A 21,727-nucleotide genomic window follows, 5' to 3' on the forward strand; every position below is an offset into this window, starting at 1 on the left:
TCTGCTTCTTTGCATGAAAATCTTTTTCAGGGAAAAAACTTAGCACCTCAGCACCTTTGCAACTTAGAACCTTTTTCCGTACTTTTGCACCAAATTAATTAAAAAGACATTCATGTTAACAGTCAATAATTTATCAGTTCAATTTGGCAAACGAATTTTGTTTGACGAAGTAAATACTACATTCACACACGGAAATATTTACGGCGTTATTGGAGCCAATGGTGCTGGAAAATCTACTTTTCTAAAAATCATTTCAGGCGATATGGACCCAACTTCGGGACATATCCATTTAGAACCGGGAAAACGTATGTCGGTTTTAACCCAAAACCACAATATGTTCGATGAGCATACTGTTCTGGAAACCGTTTTGATGGGGAATAAAGTTCTGTACGCTGTTAAAAAAGAAATGGATGAACTTTATCTGGACTACAACGATAAAAACGCCGACAGAATAGGGGAGCTTCAGGTTCAGTTTGAAGAAATGAACGGATGGAATGCAGATTCTGACGCAGCATCGATGTTGTCTAACTTAGGAATCAACGAAGAACATCATTATACGATGATGGGTGATCTTGAAGGTAAATTTAAAGTTCGTGTGCTTTTGGCGCAGGCCCTTTTTGGAAACCCCGATTTACTTATTATGGATGAGCCTACCAACGATCTGGATTTTGAGACCATCGCCTGGTTGGAAAACTTCTTGGCTAATTATGAAAATACAGTAATTGTAGTATCACACGACCGTCACTTTTTAGACTCGGTTTGTACCCATATATCTGATATTGATTTCGGAAAAATAAACCACTATTCAGGAAACTATACCTTCTGGTACGAGTCCAGCCAATTAGCGGCAAAACAACGTGCACAGCAAAACAAAAAAGCAGAGGAAAAGAAACAGGAATTAGAAGAATTTATTCGTCGTTTTAGTGCGAATGTTGCCAAATCGAAACAGGCAACTTCCCGTAAAAAAATGATATCTAAATTGAATATTTCAGATATCAAACCTTCCAGCCGTCGTTATCCTGCGATCATTTTTGATCAGGATCGTGAAGCCGGAGATCAAATTTTAAATGTTGAAAATTTAAGCGCTTCTGTAGAAGGAGAAATTTTGTTTAAAGATGTTCATTTGAATATGGCAAAAGGCGACAAAATCGTTCTTTTCTCGAAAGATTCACGTGCTACAACCGCTTTCTACCAGATTTTAAATAATGAGCAAAAAGCAGATTCAGGAACTTATGACTGGGGAATTACAACAAACCAGGCCTATTTACCGGCTGAAAATCATTCGTTTTTTGAAAATGATTTGAGTTTAGTAGACTGGTTGCGTCAATATGCAAAAACAGAAGAAGAACGTGACGAGGTGTTTATCAGAGGATTTTTAGGGAAAATGATTTTCTCCGGAGAAGAAGCCTTAAAAACAAGCCGTGTATTATCAGGAGGAGAAAAAGTACGTTGTATGCTTTCGAGAATGATGATGGAGCGCGCCAATATCCTGATGCTGGATGAGCCTACAAATCACCTGGATCTGGAGTCGATCACCGCTTTTAATAACTCTTTGAAAAACTTTAAAGGTTCTGTAATTTTTACCACTCATGACCACGAGTTCGCACAAACGGTTGGTAACAGAGTAGTGGAGCTAACACCAAACGGAGTTATTGATCGTTATATGACTTTTGATGAATATCTGGATGATGAAAAAATTCAGGAACAAAGAAAGAAGATGTACAATCTGTAATTCATTTGTCGTAAATAAACGATATTGATTACGAGATAAAAATATTTATTAAACACTTGCAAAAAACGTTTTGCAAGTGTTTTTTTTTACAGGTTTTCCTATTTAAACAATTTCGTTTTATTATCCTAACCCTCAGAACTTATTCAGCGCTTATTTTTTAGTATAGATAATCCCTGCTTTAATAGTGATAAAACTATCTTTTAAGTTTTCGATATTTTCTACAGGATCTGAATTGGTGATATAAATATCTGCGCGTTTACCCACAGCCAGAACACCTCTGTCTTCCAGTCCAATACTTTCGGCTCCAATTTTAGTAGCACTTATCAATGCATCCTTATTGGTAAAATGGCAGTCATCAATCAATATTTTTATTTCCTTGAATAATGGAGTACTGTTGACCTCTTCAAATAAGTAAGGCCAATCTGTTCCAACAGATACTTTTACGCCGAGTTCATGAGCTCTTTTGGTTATTTTCATACCATCAAAAAACTTGTTGTTATGAGCCATATAGTTGGTGGCATCGAGTATAATATTGTTGCCCTTCATGAGAAGTAAAAGTTTATCCAGTTTTTTATCATCGATAGCAGGTGGTTTTTTATGATGATCCATCTTTCCTTCCGAAAAATCATACGGAATGTCAAAGGCATGTGACATGGAATTTACTTTTGCACTGGCAACGTCGGTAGGAGTAGCAGGAAATACTGCTGCATGGCTCCAGCTTTGTAATCTTTGCCTTTTGGCCTCTTTTACAATTTTTTTAATCAGACGGGCACTTAAATCGGCATATATTTTTATTCCCGTTACACCTGCGCCTTTAGCTTCCGCGACAGCCATTTTTACATCTGTTGTATCTGTAATAGTGCGTTCCCAGGGAGAATCTTTATTTTCTTTAGAATGTTTTCTGATTGAATTAAAATAGGCTGGTCCTGCAAATTGCGCGGCATAAAAGATAGAGGGAGCAGGTATTTGGTTCAGATTACCGGCACGTTTATAATCGGCGAGAATAATAGCGTTACCGGTCATATCCCTGACTGTTGTGATACCGGCATCAATCATTTTGGAAAGTTGGTCGTTCATATACTTAGCATTCTTTTCCCGGTCGGGATCAGGTACTGTTGCCAAATGTACATGCGTGTCTGTTAATCCGGGTAGTACGTACTTTCCGGTAATGTCAATGATAGTTGCTCCGACATATTCACTTAGATTATTGTCATATAAAATTGCTGTAATTGTAGCGTCAGTAATTACTAAGCTGCCTTTGTGTAATTCAAATTTATCGTCAAAGATAAATCCATTCTTTAGTATAGTGACTTTAGGGACTTCTTTGCGTTGGGAGTGTGCTGTTATTATGGTAAGTAAAGAAAACATAAAAAACAGAACTATTTCTTTTTTCATTTAGGAAGGTTTTATAGTTTTAGAAATTATTCGTCGAGCAAATTTATAGCATTCCGGAAACCAGATTTATGGATATATAAACTCTGGCTCCGGAAATGACTAGTAGTTCCAAATCAATTATTTGTTTTAATATCCGGGATTTGGTGTAATGCCCGAACGGTCTATTTCTGTTTGCGGAATGGGCAACGCAAACCGATTTGCATGAGCGGGTAAACCGGTACCATCTGCTCTTGTAAAGCCTAGTCCGAGTCTTTTAAGGTCTGTAAATCTAAAACCTTCAAACGCTAGTTCCCTTCTTCGTTCTTTTAAAATTTCGCTGTTAAGATCGTTTCCGGAATAATTGTCCAAACCACGGGCATTTCTTAGTTTGTTGAGATTGGTTAATGCTGCGGTGTTACTGTTTTCCTTTAGATATGATTCTGCCAGTATCAGATATAATTCAGGTACTCTGATTAGTTTCAAATCTATGTTTCCCGGATCAAATGCAGCGGCGTTGGTAGTTCTTGTTCCTGCTTGTTTTTTAGGATAATAACTGCCTTTTACAGTGGGATGATTTTTAAAATATACCGTAAATCGAATGTCTTTCGTTTTATCGTACAGATTTATTAAATCAGTGGATACCGAATACGGATAACTCGAATAAACAGGTATGGCCAGAATTGCGGCAGTTTGTCCGGTCTCGGTTTTTTCAAAACGGATTCTGAAGATAATTTCGCTGGAATCATCCTTATCCCATTCTTTTTCTAAAGCACTTAAAGTGTTTTCTAGTTTATATCTGCTGTCTGCTAATGCCAGGTTGGCACTAAGAATAGCATTTTTATAATCAGCAGTTTCATGATACACTCTGGCCATTAATGCGTAAATAGCTGTTTTGGATATTCGGTATGAATTAACCGTATTGTTCGCTAATGACGCAGCTTCCTTTAAATCTGCTAAGACATATCCTATAACTTCCTGAGTGCTGTTTCTGGACTTGATTGTCAGCAAAGCATCAGTTTCAAATCTGTAAGGAACAGCCAGTGCGGTTGTACTGGTATTATAAGCCGGAGCGTAAAACCGATATAAATTGTAGTATAATAAAGCACGTAATCCCAGGGCCTCACCCAAAAAGGCATCTTTATTTTTTAATGAACTTGATCTCGCCTGCTTAATAATCGTATTGACATTATTAATAGCCTGATAAGAAATTCTCCAGAATCCTTCTATTCCTGCCGTTGAACCATTTTACGCCAGCGGATATAAGGTTTCAACACTATTGTCAAAAGAATAATCATTTGGGCTTGAAGAGGCCAGAAGATCATCACTAATGGCCTCAGGAATCGTATAAATGCCAAACGAATACCCATTGAAGTCGTGTTTCATGATACCATAAACGCCATCCAAAGCACTTCTGAAACCTCCTTCAGTCTGAAGCAGCGTACCCGGAGCTAATTCGTCCAGCGGTTGTCTGTTTATAATATCATCAGAACAACTGCTTAAAAAAATAAACATTGCTGCAGTAAAAAGTAATTTTATATTTGTTTTCATAATCTTTTGTATTAAAAATTAGCATTAAGACCAAACGAGTACCCTCTTACAATTGACGAGGAAAGCCCAATACCGCCACTTGCAGTCGCATATTCCGGATCTATGTAAGACACGGCTGTTTTTGTGAGAAGGTTTTGCCCCTGAACGTAAATTCGTAAACGCTGAATCCCTATTTTATCAGAGATAGTTTTGTTGAGGGTATATCCCAGGGTAATATTCTTCAATTTAATGTAACTGGCATCCTGAAGAAATTGAGAGGAAGCTTTGTAATCGGAAACCAAAGGCGAAGTTGGTCGGGTAAGATATACCTGTCTTATGGCTAAATCTGTCTGATCGCCCGCATTTTTCCATGCATTCAATACATTGACATGTTGGTTAAAAGCAGGGTTGTTGTATAAATTATAAATTCCGTCATTTAATACATAATGTCCTCCGGCATAAGAAATCAGGAACGACATGTCAAGACTTTTAAACCGGAAAGTATTGGTGAGACCACCATGATATTTAGGTATAGAGGTCTTATTGATGACTTGTCTCAGACCATTAATTTCGTTGGTATTAGAGGTCGTTCTGTTGGTGTTATAATCTATTAATTTTCCGTCTTGTGTCCTGTATTGATTAAAGCCGGTTTTCGGATTTACGCCTGCCCAGTCCGCGATATAAAAAGATCGTATGGCGTTCCCTTCTTTAAATACCGTATATCCTGAATTTACCAGCATATCCTTTTCGTTCGATAAGGATAAGACAGTTCCCTTATTAAAGGCAATATTAAAGTCAGTAGTCCATGAAAAATCTTTGTTTTTAAAATTTACAAAGTGAAGGCCTATCTCAATACCCTCATTTCTAAAATCTCCAATATTGGAAATCAATTCGCTAAAACCGGAAGTTAATGGAAGTGGTTTACTGTTTAATAAATCTTTGGTGTCTCTGATATAATAATCAATTGTTCCGGAAATACGGTTTTTGAAAAAGCCATAATCCAGACCGAAGTTTTTGTTGTTATTCTTTTCCCAGGTTAAATCTGCGTTTTCTCCTCTTGTCAAGTACGGTACTGTGCTGCCGGCATAATTAATCTGGCTTCTGTAACCGTATAAGGATTGAGAAGCAAAATCCCCAATAAAATCATTGCCCGAAGTTCCAATACTGGCTCGTAATTTTAAAGAGCTTATAGTGATACTTTCTTTAAAGAAATCATTGTATACATTCCAGGAAGTACCAACAGACCAGAAGTTAGCATATTTATGATTATCCCCAAAACGGGAAGACCCGTCTCTCCTGTAGGATAAAGATAGATTGTACGTATTATCGAACGAATAATTTAATCTTGAAAAATAAGATAAGGAACCGGCTTGCGATTTACTTTCACTAATCGTAGATAAAGTTTTAGCGGCACTTATGGTTTGTATCGCATCGGAATTGAAATCTCTGGCAAATACAGACAGGCTGTTCGTTTCGTATTCATTAAATTCGTTGCCCAGTATAAAATCAAAACTGTGTTTATTTATTTTTCTGGCTATCGTTGCTGTTAGCGTTCCGGTATAGTTGTTATTGTCACCGTTAGCATAACTTAATGTGCCTCCGTTGACTATGACTTTTTCGAAACTGCTGCTTTTTGAAGTATTGTAATTCGCTCCTAAAACGCCGTTTAAACTTAACCATTTAAAAGGTGTATACGTTAGATTAGCACTTCCTCCAATATTTTTTCGGTTGGCACTTATCTCGGTATTATCGCGAACATACAATGGGTTGTAAGGAATTCCGGAAGAATTACCAACATCCAGAAGTCTTAAGGGATCTCCATTATCATCAAAAACAGTCAGCCACGGATTTAATAAAAAGGCATTAGAAAACGGAGATCCAATCGTTCGTTTGTCCTCTTCGTTTACATTTCCGAAATTTCCTGAAAATCCGACTTTTAACTGAGTACCCAAATCAAAATCAACCCGCGTCGTGGCAGTATATCTTTTGTAGCGGCCGCCAAAGATATTTTCCACATTATTATATGTAACAGAGGTATAATAATTGGCTTTGTCGGAACCTCCCGAAAAAGAAATGTCGTTTTCTCTGTTGATTTCATTCTTTAAAAGAAGATCTGCCCAATTTACATTCGTATTGGAGTCCCTTCTTTTTTGAAGTAATGCCGGATTAGATTTATAAAACCCCAATGATTCTTCAAAATCTAATTTTTGAGAACCATTCATTAAATCATCGGTAAAGGATTGATCTGCTTTTTTAACCCCCAGTCTGGTATTAAAACTAACCTGAAGCTTTGCATTTCTCGAACCTCTTTTTGTAGTAACTATGATCACGCCGTTAGTTCCTTTAGATCCATAAATAGAAGTGGAAGCGGCGTCTTTCAGAATACTGATTTCTTTTATGTCTGCAGCATTTAGAGAAAATGCTCCCAGTCCCGACCTTGGCATTTGTACACCATCCACAACTATCAGCGGTTCTGTACTGGCACTTATAGAACCAACACCTCTTAATAAGATGGAGGGCGGCGCATCGGGAGAGGCAAAGTTTTCCTGGACAAATAAACCGGGGACTACACCAATTAAAGCATCTGCAAAAGATACATTTTGTGTGTTTTGTAATACTTTGGTATCGACTTTTGTTACAGCACCTGTTATTTTGTCCCGGGACGTTTTTCCATAACCCACCAAGACAAGTTCATTCAATTCATTGGTACTGGGTTCCAGGGTAACATTTAGTGAAACCTGATTGGTAATTTTAATTTTTTTGGTCATAAAGCCTAAAAAACTAAAACTCACAACATCGCCATCATTTACTGCTATCTCGTATTTACCATCAAAATCAGTAGTTGTGCCTTGTTTGTCATCATTTACTAAAATGGTTACTCCAATTAAAGGAAGGCCGTTTTGGTCTTTAACTACACCATGAATTTTCTGCTGAACTGAAATTTCACGTGTGATAGTAACAACCGGCTTGTTCGCTGTTTTTAACTTCTTCGCATAATTTCCGGATTGTACATCCAGTACCGAAGCAATAAGAAAAAGAGCGGCTAGTTTTTTCTTTAAGGATGTTTTTAAAGAAAATAAAAGTACCATTCGGACTTTTTTTGTTGTCATTTTTTTCATACTTTTTACAATTATTTTAGTTTCGTTAGTAAATTTGTGATTTGAATTTAGGAACGATAAATAAAAAAACATAAACCGATTGATAAGTGGTGGTTTCTAATTGATAACTGTAGAAAAAAGTATGAATTAGGGGACTTTTTTTAACTAAAAAGTATATTGTAAGCGGTCAGGTGGTATTAGTAAGTTTCTTACCGGTATACCATTTTTGATAGCTGTTTGCACAGTAAAAAATAAAAATGAAGAGGGAAGAAGAGGTAACTGCGAAAGGAGAGATGTTCTTTGTGAAATTAGAGAGATAAAAAAAATCCCGTTACTCTTTGTAACGGGATTTTTTTTATGTTTTATTTTCTGCCGAAAAGCTTAGCGAAAATGAAAATGATGATCGCAACAATAAAGATCACGATAAAAATTCCGAATCCCATTCCGGCTTTAAAAATGTCTCCAATAACTTCGCAACTTGTAAATGAAAATAGTATTACGAATACCATTAACAAACGTGTAATGTTCTTTTGCATGATTTTGCTGTTTTAATTGTTTTAAAAAGAATTTAGTATTCTAATTATCGTAGTATAAAATTACTTCAAACAGCGAAAAAAGTTTTTACATAATTTGGTTGAAAAGTTCCATGATTTTGGCATTTAAAGAAACATCTTAGGATATTTGAATCTCTGTTATCTTATTATAAACCTTTCTTACGTCTGGTATGAATTCTAAGGAAGGGGTTTTACGGGATTCCCAATTTATTCCGCTTCCCCAATTATCCATGGGATTTCTTGGGCCAATTGTAATGGTGCCGCTCCCATCACTTTTTTCTTCATATTGGATATCAGAAATCGTCTTGATATTTAATGACTTGATTGATGATGTAAAAATACCGGATTTTATAATAACCCTATGTTCTGTCAAACCATAAATAGTATTTGCTCTGTGTTTTGCATCAATAATAAAGCGTCCAAAGACAAAATTAAGTCCTAATATCACAAAAACAATTCCAAATAGCGCAAAGAAAAAAGGTGCTCCGGAAGTGAGTGCTGTAGTAAACCAGAAAATAGCAAAACTACACCATAGAATACTAAACGGAATTAAAAAAATATCTGATGGTCTAAAGATGATTCCTTTTTTGGGTTTACCAGTCCATATTAGATTCTCGTTGTGGTCTAAATGCTGTTGAAGTTCATGCGCGGTATTAAATTCCATTTTTAATTTAAGTGTGTTGATTTATTGTATTTTTTGCAGTAATTTAAAATGTATGGAATTGTTTTTTATTCTCCGATAGTACCTGTTTTAACATCGCCACTTCGCTTGTAGCTGGCAGCAATTACGCCACTTGGTGTAGTAGTGCTTTCTGTTAATATAAAGGAAGCCGCAATTGCCTGATCATCAAATAATTTTTTCCCTTTACCCAGAATTACAGGATGAATTTTAAGCGCCAGTTCATCAACTAAGTCATGTTGGAGCAATAGCTGAACAAGTGTTGCGCTTCCCCAGACTTTAATGTCACCGCCTTCAGAATTTTTGAGTTTTTTGATGTCTTCTATGGTTGAAAGAAATTTGGAGTTTTCCCAATCAGAGTTTTTTCTGGTGGAAGACAAAACGTATTTGGTAACGTCATTAATTCCGGGCCAGCCTTCTGCATGTTTGGGCCAATAGTCTTCAAAAATATCAAATGTTTTTCTGCCTAAAAGAATATCTGCTGGCTCCATTTGTTTTTGCATGACCTTGCCATATTCCTCATCACCAAATGGAGCCACCCAGCCTCCATATTCAAATCCGCCTGATGGATCTTCTTCAGGTCCGCCCGGAGCCTGCATTACGCCATCGATTGTAATCATTGATAATACGATTATTTTTCTCATGATGTTGTGTTTTGTGTTTATCAAATTTTCTTTGCAACTAGTATGGTGTGCATTTCAAAATCATCAGCTTTTGGATATTTAACTTCGAATGTTTTAATAATTTTAAAATGATTTTTAAAAAGTTGATTTTTTATTTCTTCTAAAGTGTGATAATAGAAATAGGTACGATCGCCGGTACTTCCGGAAATATAACCTGATTGGGAAGGCTGCCCCTGAATAAAACTGAGATATAAAATACCATTCACAGTAAGTATTTGATTCATATTGTATACTAATTTGGAACAATCTGATTCCGAAAGATAGGGTAAACAAAAGCCACAAATAACAGCGTCGAATTTTTCATTTACTTCTTCTAATTTTCTTGTATCCATTACTTTAAAATTAGCAGATGGATTATTTAATTTAGCCAACTCAATCATTTTCGGCGCAATGTCGATGCCTTTAATTATTAAGTTGGGTTTTTTCGATAAAAGATATTTGGTAATGTTTCCCGGGCCACAGCCAATTTCAAAAATATGTAGTTGATCCTGTTTTAGAGTGTCAAGAAAAAAGTCATAAGTTTCGTTATACAAACTTAAATTCATAAACTTATCTTCATAGAGATTTGCAATTTTATTCCAGGTTTCAAAAGTTTCTTTGTATTTATCCATAGATTTATTGATGATAATTATTCTATTGCTAAATCTATTATTTGTGCTAAAATCATAGTTTTAAATAAATATATAATTTTTCAAATAGATATTTTTATAAAAAAAGACAAAGTTATCCTGAAAACAGTTTTTTAAATTCAATTCCAAATCAAAAAAAATATTTCCCCACCCAACACCCCAACAAATAAAATCTGATTTCGTATATTTGCCCAACTAAATATGTCACTACATTATGAGCCAAAAAGTATTACTTAATTCAAAAGAAGTTACTATTATACTCCATCGTTTGGCTTGTCAGTTGATTGAAAAACACTTGGATTTTTCGGATACTATTTTAGTTGGAATTCAGCCAAGAGGAGTTTTCTTAGCAGAACGTCTGAAACAAATACTGGAAAACGAATACCAGACACCTGAAATTTCTTTGGGTTATCTGGACATCACTTTCTTTAGGGATGACTTTCGCCGAACTGATAAACCGCTTGAAGCCAATAAAACACAAATAAATTTTATAGTTGAAAACAAAAAAGTCATTTTTATTGATGACGTTTTGTTTACCGGACGCAGCATTCGTTCTGCCTTAACCGCGATTCAGTCTTTCGGAAGACCTTCGGAAATTGAATTGTTAGTGTTAATAGACAGACGTTTTAGCCGCAATTTGCCTATTCAGCCCGATTATCGCGGCCGTCAGGTAGATGCCATTAATGATGAAAAGGTAAAAGTAAGCTGGAAGGAAAATGAAGGCGAAGATGCCGTTTACCTGATTACAAATTAAAAAGTTTAATCGGTTAATCGGTTACTTGTTTAATCGAACAGCAAACGATTAAATAGTTCAACAAAAACGATTAAACAAACAAAACAATTAAACAATAAAAAATGAAAGAATTAAGCGTAAATCATTTATTAGGAATTAAATACATCAACGAGAATGATATTAACCTGATTTTTGAAACTGCCGATCATTTTAAAGAAGTCATTAACCGACCAATTAAAAAAGTTCCTTCATTACGAGATATTACCATTGCCAACATTTTCTTCGAAAACAGTACCCGGACAAAACTTTCTTTCGAGTTGGCCCAAAAAAGATTATCGGCCGATGTGATTAGTTTTTCGGCAGCACAGTCTTCTGTTAAAAAAGGAGAAACGCTGATCGATACCGTAAATAATATCCTTTCTATGAAAGTGGATATGGTAGTAATGCGCCACTCCAATCCCGGAGCGGCTTATTTTTTATCTAAAAATGTCAAAGCCAGTATCGTAAATGCAGGAGACGGAGCACACGAACACCCGACTCAGGCCTTATTGGACAGTTACTCCATCAGAGAAAAATTAGGTGACGTTGCCGGAAAGAAAGTAGTTATTGTTGGTGATATTTTACACTCAAGAGTTGCATTATCTAACATTTATGCTTTGCAAATGCAAGGCGCTGAGGTAAAAGTCTGCGGACCCAAAACATTGATTCCAAGATATATTGAATCGCTTGGGGTTACGGTTGAACCTAACTTGCGTAAAGCACTGGAATGGTGTGATGTGGCCAATATGCTGCGTGTTCAGAACGAACGTATGGATGTTAACTTTTTCCCTTCAACACGGGAATACGCACAGCAATACGGAGTAGACAAACCATTATTGGATTCACTTGGTAAAGAAATTATAATCATGCACCCGGGACCAATCAACAGAGGAGTAGAGATTACAAGTGAAGTTGCCGATTCCGGTCAATCCGTGATTTTAAATCAGGTAGAGAATGGTGTAGCAATCAGAATGGCGGTGATTTATCTTTTAGCGTCTAAAATTCAGTAGGTTTTTAGTCGCAGTTTTCAGTCTCAGTCTCAGTTTTCATTTGTCATCCTGAGCGAAGTCGAAGGACTTTTTATGCGTAAAGGAGGGAGGGGCTTTGACTTCGCTCATCCTGACAAACCTGAAACTTGAAACCTGAAACCTGAAAACAAACACTAAAAAAAACTTCGTACCTTAGTCTCATATTAAAGCGCTATAAATTATAAAATGAAAGTAGATCAAAAAGGACATACCGTTACCATTAAAGATACTCAGGGAGATTTTAATTCTTTCCTGGAAAAAGTAACGCAGCAATTTAAAACCTTTGAAAAACAAAATATTATACTAGATTTATTATCACATGCTGCATTATCTGAAAAAGAGGTAAAGCTGTTTTTGCCACTTTCCAAACAGCAGAAAAAAAACAAAAAATCTTTTGTAATTGTAGTTGATAACCTTGACTTTAATGCTGTTTCAGATAAATTAACAGTTGTTCCTTCTCTTTTGGAAGCACACGATATTATAGAAATGGAAGAAATTGAAAGAGACCTCGGATTTTAATTTCAAAGTTCAGATTTTAGAGTTCAGATTTTTTTAAATCAGGACGAATCTTTTAATTTTACTCAGTCAGCAATCTAAAATCTAAAATCAACAATCTGAAATGAAGCTTACCATACTCGGCTGTTATGCAGCGACTCCAAGAACGATTACCAATCCTACTTCTCAGGTTTTAGAAATTAAGAACAGAATGTTTCTGATCGATTGCGGCGAGGGAACTCAGGTGCAATTGCGGAAGAATAAAATCAAGTTTTCAAAGATTAATCACATTTTTATTTCGCATTTGCATGGTGATCACTTCTTCGGACTGATTGGTACTATTTCCACTTTTGCACTATTAGGACGCACGACCGATCTACATATCTATGGTCCAAAAGGTATAAAGGAAATCATCACTTTGCAATTAAGACTTTCGAATTCATGGACGACTTATGAGTTGTTTTTTCATGAATTGGAATCAAAGGAAAGCGAGGTTATTTTTGAAGATAACAGAGTTATTGTAAAAACAATTCCGTTGAAACACCGCGTTTATACGAATGGATTTCTGTTTCAGGAAAAACCGGCAGACCGGAAACTAAATGTTGACGCTGTTCAGCAATACAATATTCACACCGCCTATTATCAGAAAATAAAAGGGGGAGGAAATGTCACACTTGATGACGGAACTGTAATCGAAAATGAAAAATTATCTTTCGATCCAATTCCGGCACTGAGTTATGCTTTTTGCTCCGATACTGTTTACAAGGAAGATATCATTCCGCTTATAAAAGACGTAGATGTTTTATACCATGAATCGACCTTTTTAGAATCAGAAGCTCCTTTGGCTTTGAAAACATTACATTCCACAGCAAAAGAAGCAGCAAGAATTGCCCTGAAAGCCAATGCAAAACAATTGGTATTAGGTCATTATTCAACAAGATATGATGGTATTGAGCGTTTTAAACAAGAAGCAGAAGAAATTTTCCCGAATGTACTTTTAGGAGATGACGGGAGAAGTTTTGAGTTTGACTAATTGGCTGAGATGCTAAGGTTCTGAGTTACTAAGTTTAAAATTTAATATTCCGGTAAATCTAAAATCTACAATCTAAGAAGTCCAACAATCTAAGAAATCCAACAATCTAAAAATCTAAAAAATGAATGATTTAAGTAACTATAGAAAATCTTACGAAAAAAGCGAATTGCTAGAAAGTAGTATTCCTGAAGATCCCATTAATCTTTTTAACCGATGGTTTCATGAGGTGGAAGATTTCGGAGCAGGCGGAGAAGTGAATGCTATGACGGTAGCTACAATTGGTTTGGATGGTTTTCCAAAATCCAGAGTCGTTCTGTTGAAGAAATTTTCCGAGGAAGGTTTTATTTTTTATACCAATTATAATTCGGAGAAAGGAAAAGCTATAGCTGCCAATCCGCATGTTTGTTTGTCTTTCTTCTGGCAGGAGCTGGAACGTCAGGTCATTATAAAAGGAATTGCACAGAAAACGTCTGAAAATATCTCGGACGGCTATTTTGATTCCCGTCCCGACGGAAGCAAGTTAGGTGCCATTGTTTCCAATCAGAGTGACGTAATTCCGTCACGGACATTTTTAGAAGAAAACCTGAAAAAATTAGAAGAAGAATTTGAAGGAAAGCCGATTCCGAGACCTGAAAATTGGGGAGGATTTCTGGTAACGCCCTTAGAGGTAGAATTTTGGCAGGGAAGACCCAACAGATTACACGACAGAATCAGATACAGCAGCCAATCTGATTTTTCATGGAAAATAGAAAGATTGTCTTCTTAGTTGTAAGAAATTTATTTAGTATAAAAGATTTGTACTGTATTTCGTCGATTATTTTTGTTGTTTAACTACAGAATGGATAAGTTTGACCCGGAAAATGACAATAATATATTAAAATATAATATTTAAAGGATTTGCCCCAACATTTACTTTAAACGCTTAGAGATGCTAGTGACTATGAAGAAGATTTTGCGCACCATGATGTTCGTTGTGATGCTTATCGCAATGAACTCATGTTTTGCAAAAACAGGAAAAAAGACTCATAACAGGGTTATAATTGAAACAGTGGATGAAAATTACAGCTACAATGATGCTGAGTTGGAATTGATGCAACTTATAAATGAGTATCGTGTTAGTATTGGTTTGAATGCATTAGAAAAAGTAAATCATATTTCGAACAGATGTGAAGAACATAATAAGTATATGATAGCAAACAATGTAGTCGACCACAAAGATTTTGCTTCCCGATCTGAAAATATTGTAAAAGTTCTTGCTGCTAAAAATGTGGCAGAAAACGTAGCTTATAATTATAAAACTTCAGAAGCCGTTCTTAAAGCCTGGCTTGGATCTCCCGGACACAAAAAAAATATCGAAGGAAAGTATACGCATTTTGGAATTTCAGTTACTATAGATCCTGCAACAGGAAAGAAATATTATACCAATATATTTGCAAGAATATAATAAAAACATTTTTTTTTATTTTTTTATTTAATTGATCGTTGTAATTCTGGGAGTTACAACGTTTTTTTATTTTTATTTATTTTAAAATACCGTCCGGAATCCGGCTGCATTTTCAAAACCAGTCACAAGGCGATTTCTGATTCCGATAAAGCTGCTCCGGTTTCAGAATCATCATCTGAAGCCAAAAAGTACTACTGGTTTATTTCTGTTAAAAAAATCTTTAAATGTTAACAGAATTAAAAAAAAGGGAACTATTACAATTTCTTTTGTAAATTAGAACTTCAATAAAAAAGAACTTCTTTCAACGATGTTTCTAAATCCTTTTTGCTTATGAAAAATTTAATTTTAATACGACATGCGAAATCCAGTTGGGAAGCTCCTTTAAAAGATTTTGATCGACCTTTGATGAAGAGAGGAATTCTGGATGCCCATGAAGTATCCACAAATATTTCAAAATTTCTGCCAAAAACATATATTATTTGGAGTAGTACTGCCGCCCGTGCCTCAGAAACTGCTCTTATTTTTGCGCAAAATATCTCGTATCCAATCGAAAGTATCATATACAAAGACGATCTTTATACTTTTGACGATAAACAACTCGAAAAAGTTATCAAATCATGTGATAATAGTTTCGAAAGCGTTATTCTTTTCGGACATAACGAGGCTATTACAAATTTTGTTAATAAATTTGGGGATGTTTTTATAGAAAATGTACCTACCTCCGGATTTGTGTCTCTAAAATTTGATTCAGAAAGCTGGGACAACATCCATAAAGGCAAAACACAAAAAACAATTTTCCCCAAAGATTTAAAATAAATAAAGTGTACGAACAGAAATATATCGATAGAGAAAAAAGTTGGTTAGCGTTTAATGCAAGAGTGCTTCAGGAAGCCGCAGATAACACCGTTCCGCTTTTAGACAGGTTGCGTTTTGTTGGAATTTTTTCGAATAATTTAGATGAATTTTTCAGAGTTCGTTATGCTGCAATCAGGAGATTAAGCCTATCCGGCATTTCTGGCGAAAAATACCTGGGTGGAGTTTCTGCTCATCAGCTGATTAAGGATATTACCGAAATTGTTATTCAGCAACAATCGGAAAGCTTACGTATTTTAGGGAATATCGAAGCCGAATTAGAAGCTGAAAATATCTTTATCATCAATGAAAATCAGATCACAGAACTGCAGGAACGTTTTCTAAAGGACTTTTTTATTCAAAAATTAAGTCCGGAATTAGTGACTATTATTTTGAATGATCTGGCAGAATTTCCGGTATTGAAAGATACTCTGGGATATCTGGCGATTCGTTTGGAAATGAATACAAATGATGAAGTTCGATATGCTGTAATAGAAATTCCGAAAACAATAAACAGGTTTGTGGTACTGCCATCCGATGATGATAAACAATATGTTATCTTGATTGATGATGTGATTCGCCATAACCTTGAGAACATCTTTAATATTTTCGATTATAAAAGCGTATCCGCCCATATGATCAAAATTACGCGTGATGCCCAGTTGGATATCGACAGCGATTTGAGTAAAAGTATGCTGGAGAAAATTGCGACATCGGTAAAAGACAGAAGAATAGGAGAGCCGGTTCGTTTTATTTATGACAGTTTAATCGAAGAAGATACGCTGCGTTTCTTTTTGGATAAAATGAAAATTGTAGCGACAGACAGCATTATTCCCGGTGGAAGATATCACAATCGCCGTGATTACATGAGTTTTCCGAATTTAGGAAGATATGATTTACTTTATAAAACCAATGACCCGCTACCAATTCCAGGCCTGAGCATGGGAGGAAGTATTTTGGAGAAAATCAATAAAAAAGATTATTTATTACATGCACCCTATCAGTCATTTTCCTATTTAACGAAGTTTTTGCGTGAAGCAGCTTTAGATCCGAAAGTGACGAGTATCAAAATCACTTTATATCGTCTGGCGAAGAACTCACAAATTATTAGTTCTCTGATCAATGCAGCCAAAAATGGTAAAAAAGTAGTAGTTCAGATTGAGCTTCAGGCGCGTTTCGATGAAGCAACAAATATTTCCTATGCAGAGCAAATGCAAACAGAAGGAATTGAACTTATTTTTGGAATAAAAGGCCTTAAAGTACATAGCAAAATTTGTGTGATTGAAAGAGTTGAAGATGATAAAACGCGTCGTTACGGGTTTATTTCTACCGGAAATTTCAATGAATCAACCGCTAAAATTTATACCGATGTAACCCTGTTTACCTGTCATCAGCAGATTTTAAAAGACATTTCTAAAATATTTGAATTTTTTGATATCAATTACAGAGTGCACAGGTACAAACATTTAATTGTATCTCCTCATTATACGAGAACAAAATTTATAAAACTGATAGACCGTGAAATTTTGCATGCTCTGGCGGGCAGAAAAACACATATCAAATTAAAAATGAATAGTTTATCAGATTTTAAAATGATCGATAAATTATATGAAGCCAGTAATGCAGGAGTAAAAGTCCAGCTTCAGGTAAGAGGAATATGTTCTTTAATTCCCGGAATACCGGGAATGAGTGAGAATATTGAAGCAATAAGTATTGTAGATAATTATCTGGAACATTCAAGAGTTTATATTTTCGGGAATGCCGGATTAACAGAAGTATATATTTCTTCAGCCGATTTTATGACCAGAAACCTCGACGGAAGAGTAGAAGTTACCTGTCCGATTTATGATCTTGAAATCAAAAAAGAATTAATCGATAATTTTGATATTGCATGGAAAGGGAATGTTAAAGTGAGATACCATTCCTATAAATTAGACAATAAATACAAGCCACGAAATCATCATGCCCCTTTTAGAGCCCAGCTTGAAACCTATAAGTATTACCAGAATAAAATCGAGGCAATCGAAAAAGATGCTGCAAAAAATAAAGCAATAACAAACCAAATTCAAATCATAAGGGAGTAATGATTAATATAAAAAAGCTTGCAGCAATAGATATCGGATCAAATGCCATGAGGCTTCTGATATCGAATGTTGTAGAACAAGATGGCAAAGAACCGCAATTTAATAAAAGTTCACTTGTTCGTGTGCCGATTCGTTTGGGACAAGATGCCTTTACAGTTGGAGAAATTTCAGAAGAAAATATAGATCGAATGGTGGATGCCATGAAAGCATTTAACCTTTTGATGAAAGTACATAAAGTAGAACGCTACATGGCATTTGCCACTTCTGCAATGCGTGAGGCCTATAATGCGAAAGAAGTTGTGGCTCTAATCAAAAAAAAGGCCGATATAAAAATCGAAATCATTGATGGTAAAAAAGAAGCCGCTATTATTGCCTCAACGGATTTACATCATTTACTGAAAACAGATGAAACGTATCTTTTTGTAGACGTTGGTGGCGGAAGTACCGAGTTTACGCTCTTTTCTGACGGAAAATTGATTAATTCAAGATCTTTCAAAGCCGGAACAGTTCGTTTATTAAATAACATGGTACACGATGTAGTCTGGGATGAAATCGAAAAATGGATCAAAACCAATACACAGGGATACGAAGAAGTAACACTGATTGGCTCCGGAGGAAACATCAATAAGTTGTTTAAAATGTCCGGAAAACAACAGGAAAAACCACTTTCCTATATTTATATCAATTCACAATATGCCTATTTGAATTCATTGACTTACGAGCAAAGGATTACAGAATTAGGTTTGAATTCAGATCGTGCCGACGTAATTATTCACGCGACCCGTATTTACCTGAATGCAATGAAATGGAGTGGCGCACGCCAGATTTACGTTCCAAAAATCGGACTTTCCGATGGAATTGTAAAAGCAATGTATTACGGTAAGATTTAGTATTTAAACATTTAGGATACTATTTTTTTTGCCACGACCCGAACGTGAGCGAACAGGCGAAGCAATTACACGAATTTTCGCGAATTAGTATTTTTAAATTATACATAAGAATTAGTGGAAATTGGTGTAATTCACGGCAAACTTTTTCACCGTAAAAGTAATGGCAAACCTGAAGATAATACCACAGATTGGAAAGATCTCTAAAGATTAAGTAAAATAACAGGAGATTTAGAATAGAGAAATCTGTGAAAATCTTTTTAATCTGTGGCAAAAATAAAATTAACATTTTTAGCTAAACTTAATTTTTGAAATGAATAAAACAAGACTCGAAGCCTTTAGTGATGGTGTGTTAGCGATTATCATAACTATTATGATCTTAGAAATTAAAGTGCCGGAAGGACACGAATTTGCCGATTTAAAACCGCTTATTCCAAAGTTTTTAAGCTATGTCCTGAGTTTTATTTATGTTGGAATTTACTGGAACAACCACCATTACCTAATTCACAGTCTGAGCAAAATCAACGGCAAAATCCTTTGGGCCAACCTGCATTTACTTTTCTGGTTATCCTTAATTCCGGTCGCAACCGGCTGGATGGGAGAACATAACTTCGCAAAAGCTTCCATGACCTTATATGGCGTCGTATTGTTATTGTCTTCGATAGCGTACTTTATTTTGCAGCGAATTATCATTATCAGTGAAGGGAAAAACTCCATAATAGCCAAAGCAATTGGCAAAGATGTCAAAGGGAATGTATCTTCTGTTTTATATACTATAGGAATCGCTTTTTCGTTTTACAGCGAATGGATTTCAGGAATCGCCTATTTCATCGTCGCTATGTTATGGCTGATACCGGACAAAAGAATCGAAAGGGTTTTTAATAAATAACTTTTGACCTATCACAGATACATTTTCTTAAAGTAAAAGAAGATGAATTGCAAAAATATATTTGTAAGTTCGTTTTCTATAAATCCGTTTTGACAAAGATGAAAAAAAGAATACTTACTATATTTTTGACTTTTAATATTTTGGGATTGTTAAGTGCTTGTTTTCCTGATTGTCCGTTAGAAAAATATTATGATTACGATGCTATAATAGCAAGAGTAGGTTATCGTAAAGTTTTAGCAAATGAAAAATTAACTTTCGGATATGATATCGATTGGGCTAATATTAAATATATGGCTGAAAAAAAGACAGATTTCAACTTTTCGAATGCGCTATATGCAACAACCAAGTGTGAAAAAGGGTATGAAGGTGAAAAGTATCCGGTAATTAGAATTTCAGTTAAAAGTGATGCTGATTTTAATAGCAATTTTCCAGCTGGGTCTGAATTAAATAGTATTATCAGGGCCAGTAGTTATGATAGTGATAACAAACTAGTGGAAGATGTTCTTACTAATTTAAATCCTGCCAGATTGATTACGTATACTTTGAAAATAGCTTTAAAACCTGAAACTTTTAAAAAACACAGGTTTACAATAGAAATTGAAAAATCAAACCACGAAATTCTAAAAGCTACAACTGAAGAAGTAACATTTGAATAAAAGGTTTCTCAATACTTAAAATTAATCTTCAAATGAAAACCGTTTTTCAATCTATTCAGGTTTTACCTCAGAACGAATTAGAGCAATTAGACGCTTTAATTACATTTCGGAAACTCAAAAAAGGAGAACTCTTATTGAAAGAAAATCAGGTTTGCAACGAAATCTATTTTATCAAAAAAGGAATTTTGCGGTCCTATTTTTTCAATCACCAGGAGGATGAAATCACGAATTGTTTTGCATTCGAAAACGAATTTATGGCTTCATTTTCCAGCTTTATCACCCAAAATGCCGCCGAAGAAAATATTCAGGCACTTGCAGATACAGAATTGCAGGTTATAACTAGGGAGAGTTTAGACAAACTTTATCAATCGGGGATTCATTGGCAGGAAATTGGGCGTAAACTCACTGAAATGGAATATGTCACACTTCAAAAACGAATGATCTCTTTTCAGAAATTATCAGCGACACAACGTTACGAAGAACTTTATCAAAACCACCAGAAATACCTTCAGTTGATTCCGCTTCACTATTTAGCTTCGTATTTAGGCGTTACGCCCCGACATTTGAGCCGCATCCGGAAAGCAGTTTTATAGGACATTTGTCCGGTATTCATTTTTATCGGAATAGTATTTTTGTAAAAAAGAAAACATATGAAAAAAATACTGATTATAAACGGCCATCCAAATCCGGAGAGTTTCAATTTTGCAATTGCAAACGAATACGCACATGGAGCACTTGACTCTGGTGCGATGGTAGAAACGATAACAATTGCCAAATTACAATTTAATCCGAATCTGCAATTTGGTTATCAAAAACGCACCGAATTAGAACCGGACTTATTAGATGCGTGGCAGAAAATTAAAAGAGCAGATCATTTAGTCTGGATTCATCCCGTTTGGTGGGGTGGTTTACCTGCGATTACAAAAGGTTTTATCGATCGGTTGTTTTTGCCGGGAATGGCTTTTCAATACCGCGAAAATTCAGTTTGGTGGGACAAATTACTAAAAGGAAAAACCGCCCATATTATCACCACTTTGGATCAGCCTGACTGGTATTACCGCTTGTTTTTTGCAAGACCAAGTGTCAATCAGCTCAGGAAATCTGTTTTGGAATTCTGTGGCGTAAAACCGGTAAAAGTGACCTATATCGGAATTATAAAGGGTTCTGGTGATTTTCAAAGAGAAAAATGGCTGCACAAAGTCTATAATTTAGGACTTCAGAATAAATAAAGGGTAAGGTTTTTTTTTTGCCACGAATTACACGAATCTGCACGAATTTTTGATGCAAAGTGTATAAAATAATTCGCGCTAC

22 protein-coding genes are annotated in these 21,727 nt (G+C 35.4%); 14 read left to right on the top strand and 8 right to left on the bottom strand.

Translation table 11 applies throughout. The annotated features are described in order from the left end of the window. Positions 1-112: 112 nt before the first annotated feature. On the top strand, positions 113-1,732 hold the full coding sequence (locus tag EV142_RS10775; protein WP_132035353.1) for an ABC-F family ATP-binding cassette domain-containing protein: 1,620 nt from the start codon (positions 113-115) through the stop codon (positions 1,730-1,732). A 150-nt stretch (positions 1,733-1,882) separates the two neighbouring features. On the opposite strand, the gene EV142_RS10780 is transcribed toward EV142_RS10775, so the two are convergent. The 8 genes from EV142_RS10780 to EV142_RS10805 all read right to left on the bottom strand — a co-directional run bounded on the left by EV142_RS10780 (position 1,883) and on the right by EV142_RS10805 (position 10,258). Continuing rightward, positions 1,883-3,127: an amidohydrolase family protein gene (locus EV142_RS10780; protein ID WP_132035356.1), complete on the bottom strand. Its 1,245-nt coding sequence runs from the start codon at positions 3,125-3,127 to the stop codon at positions 1,883-1,885. A gap of 126 nt (positions 3,128-3,253) precedes the next feature. Continuing rightward, positions 3,254-4,333, bottom strand: coding sequence for a RagB/SusD family nutrient uptake outer membrane protein (locus tag EV142_RS10785; protein WP_262710765.1), 1,080 nt, complete (start codon positions 4,331-4,333; stop codon positions 3,254-3,256). Positions 4,334-4,351: 18 nt separating this feature from the next. Then, positions 4,352-4,654, bottom strand: a complete 303-nt coding sequence (locus EV142_RS24385) for a hypothetical protein (protein ID WP_238698692.1) — start codon at positions 4,652-4,654, stop codon at positions 4,352-4,354. Positions 4,655-4,665: 11 nt separating this feature from the next. Further along, complete coding sequence (locus EV142_RS10790; RefSeq protein ID WP_238698693.1) at positions 4,666-7,743, bottom strand: SusC/RagA family TonB-linked outer membrane protein; 3,078 nt, start codon at positions 7,741-7,743, stop codon at positions 4,666-4,668. A gap of 350 nt (positions 7,744-8,093) precedes the next feature. Continuing rightward, positions 8,094-8,267, bottom strand: a complete 174-nt coding sequence (locus EV142_RS24150; protein ID WP_164502527.1) for a hypothetical protein — start codon at positions 8,265-8,267, stop codon at positions 8,094-8,096. A 136-nt stretch (positions 8,268-8,403) separates the two neighbouring features. Then, positions 8,404-8,949 (bottom strand): PH domain-containing protein, encoded by a 546-nt coding sequence (locus EV142_RS10795; protein WP_132035359.1) that lies wholly within the window; start codon positions 8,947-8,949, stop codon positions 8,404-8,406. A 65-nt stretch (positions 8,950-9,014) separates the two neighbouring features. Continuing rightward, positions 9,015-9,608 carry a dihydrofolate reductase family protein gene (locus EV142_RS10800; RefSeq protein ID WP_132035361.1) on the bottom strand — a complete coding sequence of 198 codons (594 nt, stop codon included), beginning with the start codon at positions 9,606-9,608 and terminating at the stop codon, positions 9,015-9,017. A gap of 20 nt (positions 9,609-9,628) precedes the next feature. After that, positions 9,629-10,258, bottom strand: a complete 630-nt coding sequence (locus EV142_RS10805) for a class I SAM-dependent DNA methyltransferase (protein WP_132035364.1) — start codon at positions 10,256-10,258, stop codon at positions 9,629-9,631. 232 nt (positions 10,259-10,490) lie between these two features. Between EV142_RS10805 and pyrR the strand changes: the two genes are divergently transcribed. From pyrR to EV142_RS10870, 13 genes are all read left to right on the top strand, one after another. Then, complete coding sequence (pyrR, locus tag EV142_RS10810) at positions 10,491-11,030, top strand: bifunctional pyr operon transcriptional regulator/uracil phosphoribosyltransferase PyrR (protein WP_127338774.1); 540 nt, start codon at positions 10,491-10,493, stop codon at positions 11,028-11,030. Positions 11,031-11,131: 101 nt separating this feature from the next. Then, on the top strand, positions 11,132-12,058 hold the full coding sequence (locus tag EV142_RS10815) for an aspartate carbamoyltransferase catalytic subunit (protein WP_132035367.1): 927 nt from the start codon (positions 11,132-11,134) through the stop codon (positions 12,056-12,058). Between the two features lie 204 nt (positions 12,059-12,262). Beyond that, positions 12,263-12,595 carry a ribonuclease Z gene (locus EV142_RS10820; RefSeq protein WP_132035370.1) on the top strand — a complete coding sequence of 111 codons (333 nt, stop codon included), beginning with the start codon at positions 12,263-12,265 and terminating at the stop codon, positions 12,593-12,595. 100 nt (positions 12,596-12,695) lie between these two features. After that, positions 12,696-13,604 carry a ribonuclease Z gene (locus EV142_RS10825; protein ID WP_132035373.1) on the top strand — a complete coding sequence of 303 codons (909 nt, stop codon included), beginning with the start codon at positions 12,696-12,698 and terminating at the stop codon, positions 13,602-13,604. A gap of 121 nt (positions 13,605-13,725) precedes the next feature. Beyond that, positions 13,726-14,370 (top strand): pyridoxamine 5'-phosphate oxidase, encoded by a 645-nt coding sequence (gene pdxH / locus EV142_RS10830; RefSeq protein ID WP_132035376.1) that lies wholly within the window; start codon positions 13,726-13,728, stop codon positions 14,368-14,370. 174 nt (positions 14,371-14,544) lie between these two features. Beyond that, positions 14,545-15,048 carry a CAP domain-containing protein gene (locus EV142_RS10835; RefSeq protein WP_132035379.1) on the top strand — a complete coding sequence of 168 codons (504 nt, stop codon included), beginning with the start codon at positions 14,545-14,547 and terminating at the stop codon, positions 15,046-15,048. Positions 15,049-15,378: 330 nt separating this feature from the next. After that, a complete protein-coding gene (locus EV142_RS10840; protein WP_132035382.1) occupies positions 15,379-15,864 on the top strand; it encodes a SixA phosphatase family protein in 486 nt (161 codons plus the stop codon). A gap of 5 nt (positions 15,865-15,869) precedes the next feature. After that, entirely contained in the window at positions 15,870-17,984 is a 2,115-nt protein-coding gene (gene ppk1 / locus EV142_RS10845) for a polyphosphate kinase 1 (RefSeq protein ID WP_132035385.1), read from the top strand. Then, positions 17,984-18,874: a Ppx/GppA phosphatase family protein gene (locus EV142_RS10850; protein WP_132035387.1), complete on the top strand. Its 891-nt coding sequence runs from the start codon at positions 17,984-17,986 to the stop codon at positions 18,872-18,874. Before ppk1 ends, EV142_RS10850 begins: the two co-directional genes overlap by 1 nt. A gap of 310 nt (positions 18,875-19,184) precedes the next feature. After that, entirely contained in the window at positions 19,185-19,760 is a 576-nt protein-coding gene (locus EV142_RS10855; RefSeq protein WP_132035390.1) for a TMEM175 family protein, read from the top strand. A gap of 98 nt (positions 19,761-19,858) precedes the next feature. After that, entirely contained in the window at positions 19,859-20,416 is a 558-nt protein-coding gene (locus EV142_RS10860) for a hypothetical protein (RefSeq protein WP_132035393.1), read from the top strand. 32 nt (positions 20,417-20,448) lie between these two features. Further along, positions 20,449-21,009 (top strand): Crp/Fnr family transcriptional regulator, encoded by a 561-nt coding sequence (locus EV142_RS10865; RefSeq protein ID WP_132035396.1) that lies wholly within the window; start codon positions 20,449-20,451, stop codon positions 21,007-21,009. A gap of 57 nt (positions 21,010-21,066) precedes the next feature. Next, on the top strand, positions 21,067-21,645 hold the full coding sequence (locus tag EV142_RS10870; RefSeq protein WP_132035399.1) for an NAD(P)H-dependent oxidoreductase: 579 nt from the start codon (positions 21,067-21,069) through the stop codon (positions 21,643-21,645). The last annotated feature ends 82 nt before the right edge of the window (positions 21,646-21,727 follow it).

It is taken from the genome of Flavobacterium circumlabens (assembly GCF_004345565.1).
GTDB lineage: Bacteria > Bacteroidota > Bacteroidia > Flavobacteriales > Flavobacteriaceae > Flavobacterium > Flavobacterium circumlabens.

What these genes read in the sequence shown, in the direction of transcription:
- EV142_RS10775 (WP_132035353.1), top strand. Translation starts at nt 113, where the DNA reads ATGTTAACAGTCAATAATTTATCAGTTCAATTTGGCAAACGAATTTTG.
- EV142_RS10780 (WP_132035356.1), bottom strand. Translation starts at nt 3,127, where the DNA reads ATGAAAAAAGAAATAGTTCTGTTTTTTATGTTTTCTTTACTTACCATA.
- EV142_RS24385 (WP_238698692.1), bottom strand. Translation starts at nt 4,654, where the DNA reads ATGAAAACAAATATAAAATTACTTTTTACTGCAGCAATGTTTATTTTT.
- EV142_RS10790 (WP_238698693.1), bottom strand. Translation starts at nt 7,743, where the DNA reads ATGACAACAAAAAAAGTCCGAATGGTACTTTTATTTTCTTTAAAAACA.
- EV142_RS24150 (WP_164502527.1), bottom strand. Translation starts at nt 8,267, where the DNA reads ATGCAAAAGAACATTACACGTTTGTTAATGGTATTCGTAATACTATTT.
- EV142_RS10795 (WP_132035359.1), bottom strand. Translation starts at nt 8,949, where the DNA reads ATGGAATTTAATACCGCGCATGAACTTCAACAGCATTTAGACCACAAC.
- EV142_RS10800 (WP_132035361.1), bottom strand. Translation starts at nt 9,608, where the DNA reads ATGAGAAAAATAATCGTATTATCAATGATTACAATCGATGGCGTAATG.
- EV142_RS10805 (WP_132035364.1), bottom strand. Translation starts at nt 10,258, where the DNA reads ATGGATAAATACAAAGAAACTTTTGAAACCTGGAATAAAATTGCAAAT.
- pyrR (WP_127338774.1), top strand. Translation starts at nt 10,491, where the DNA reads ATGAGCCAAAAAGTATTACTTAATTCAAAAGAAGTTACTATTATACTC.
- EV142_RS10815 (WP_132035367.1), top strand. Translation starts at nt 11,132, where the DNA reads ATGAAAGAATTAAGCGTAAATCATTTATTAGGAATTAAATACATCAAC.
- EV142_RS10820 (WP_132035370.1), top strand. Translation starts at nt 12,263, where the DNA reads ATGAAAGTAGATCAAAAAGGACATACCGTTACCATTAAAGATACTCAG.
- EV142_RS10825 (WP_132035373.1), top strand. Translation starts at nt 12,696, where the DNA reads ATGAAGCTTACCATACTCGGCTGTTATGCAGCGACTCCAAGAACGATT.
- pdxH (WP_132035376.1), top strand. Translation starts at nt 13,726, where the DNA reads ATGAATGATTTAAGTAACTATAGAAAATCTTACGAAAAAAGCGAATTG.
- EV142_RS10835 (WP_132035379.1), top strand. Translation starts at nt 14,545, where the DNA reads ATGAAGAAGATTTTGCGCACCATGATGTTCGTTGTGATGCTTATCGCA.
- EV142_RS10840 (WP_132035382.1), top strand. Translation starts at nt 15,379, where the DNA reads ATGAAAAATTTAATTTTAATACGACATGCGAAATCCAGTTGGGAAGCT.
- EV142_RS10850 (WP_132035387.1), top strand. Translation starts at nt 17,984, where the DNA reads ATGATTAATATAAAAAAGCTTGCAGCAATAGATATCGGATCAAATGCC.
- EV142_RS10855 (WP_132035390.1), top strand. Translation starts at nt 19,185, where the DNA reads ATGAATAAAACAAGACTCGAAGCCTTTAGTGATGGTGTGTTAGCGATT.
- EV142_RS10860 (WP_132035393.1), top strand. Translation starts at nt 19,859, where the DNA reads ATGAAAAAAAGAATACTTACTATATTTTTGACTTTTAATATTTTGGGA.
- EV142_RS10865 (WP_132035396.1), top strand. Translation starts at nt 20,449, where the DNA reads ATGAAAACCGTTTTTCAATCTATTCAGGTTTTACCTCAGAACGAATTA.
- EV142_RS10870 (WP_132035399.1), top strand. Translation starts at nt 21,067, where the DNA reads ATGAAAAAAATACTGATTATAAACGGCCATCCAAATCCGGAGAGTTTC.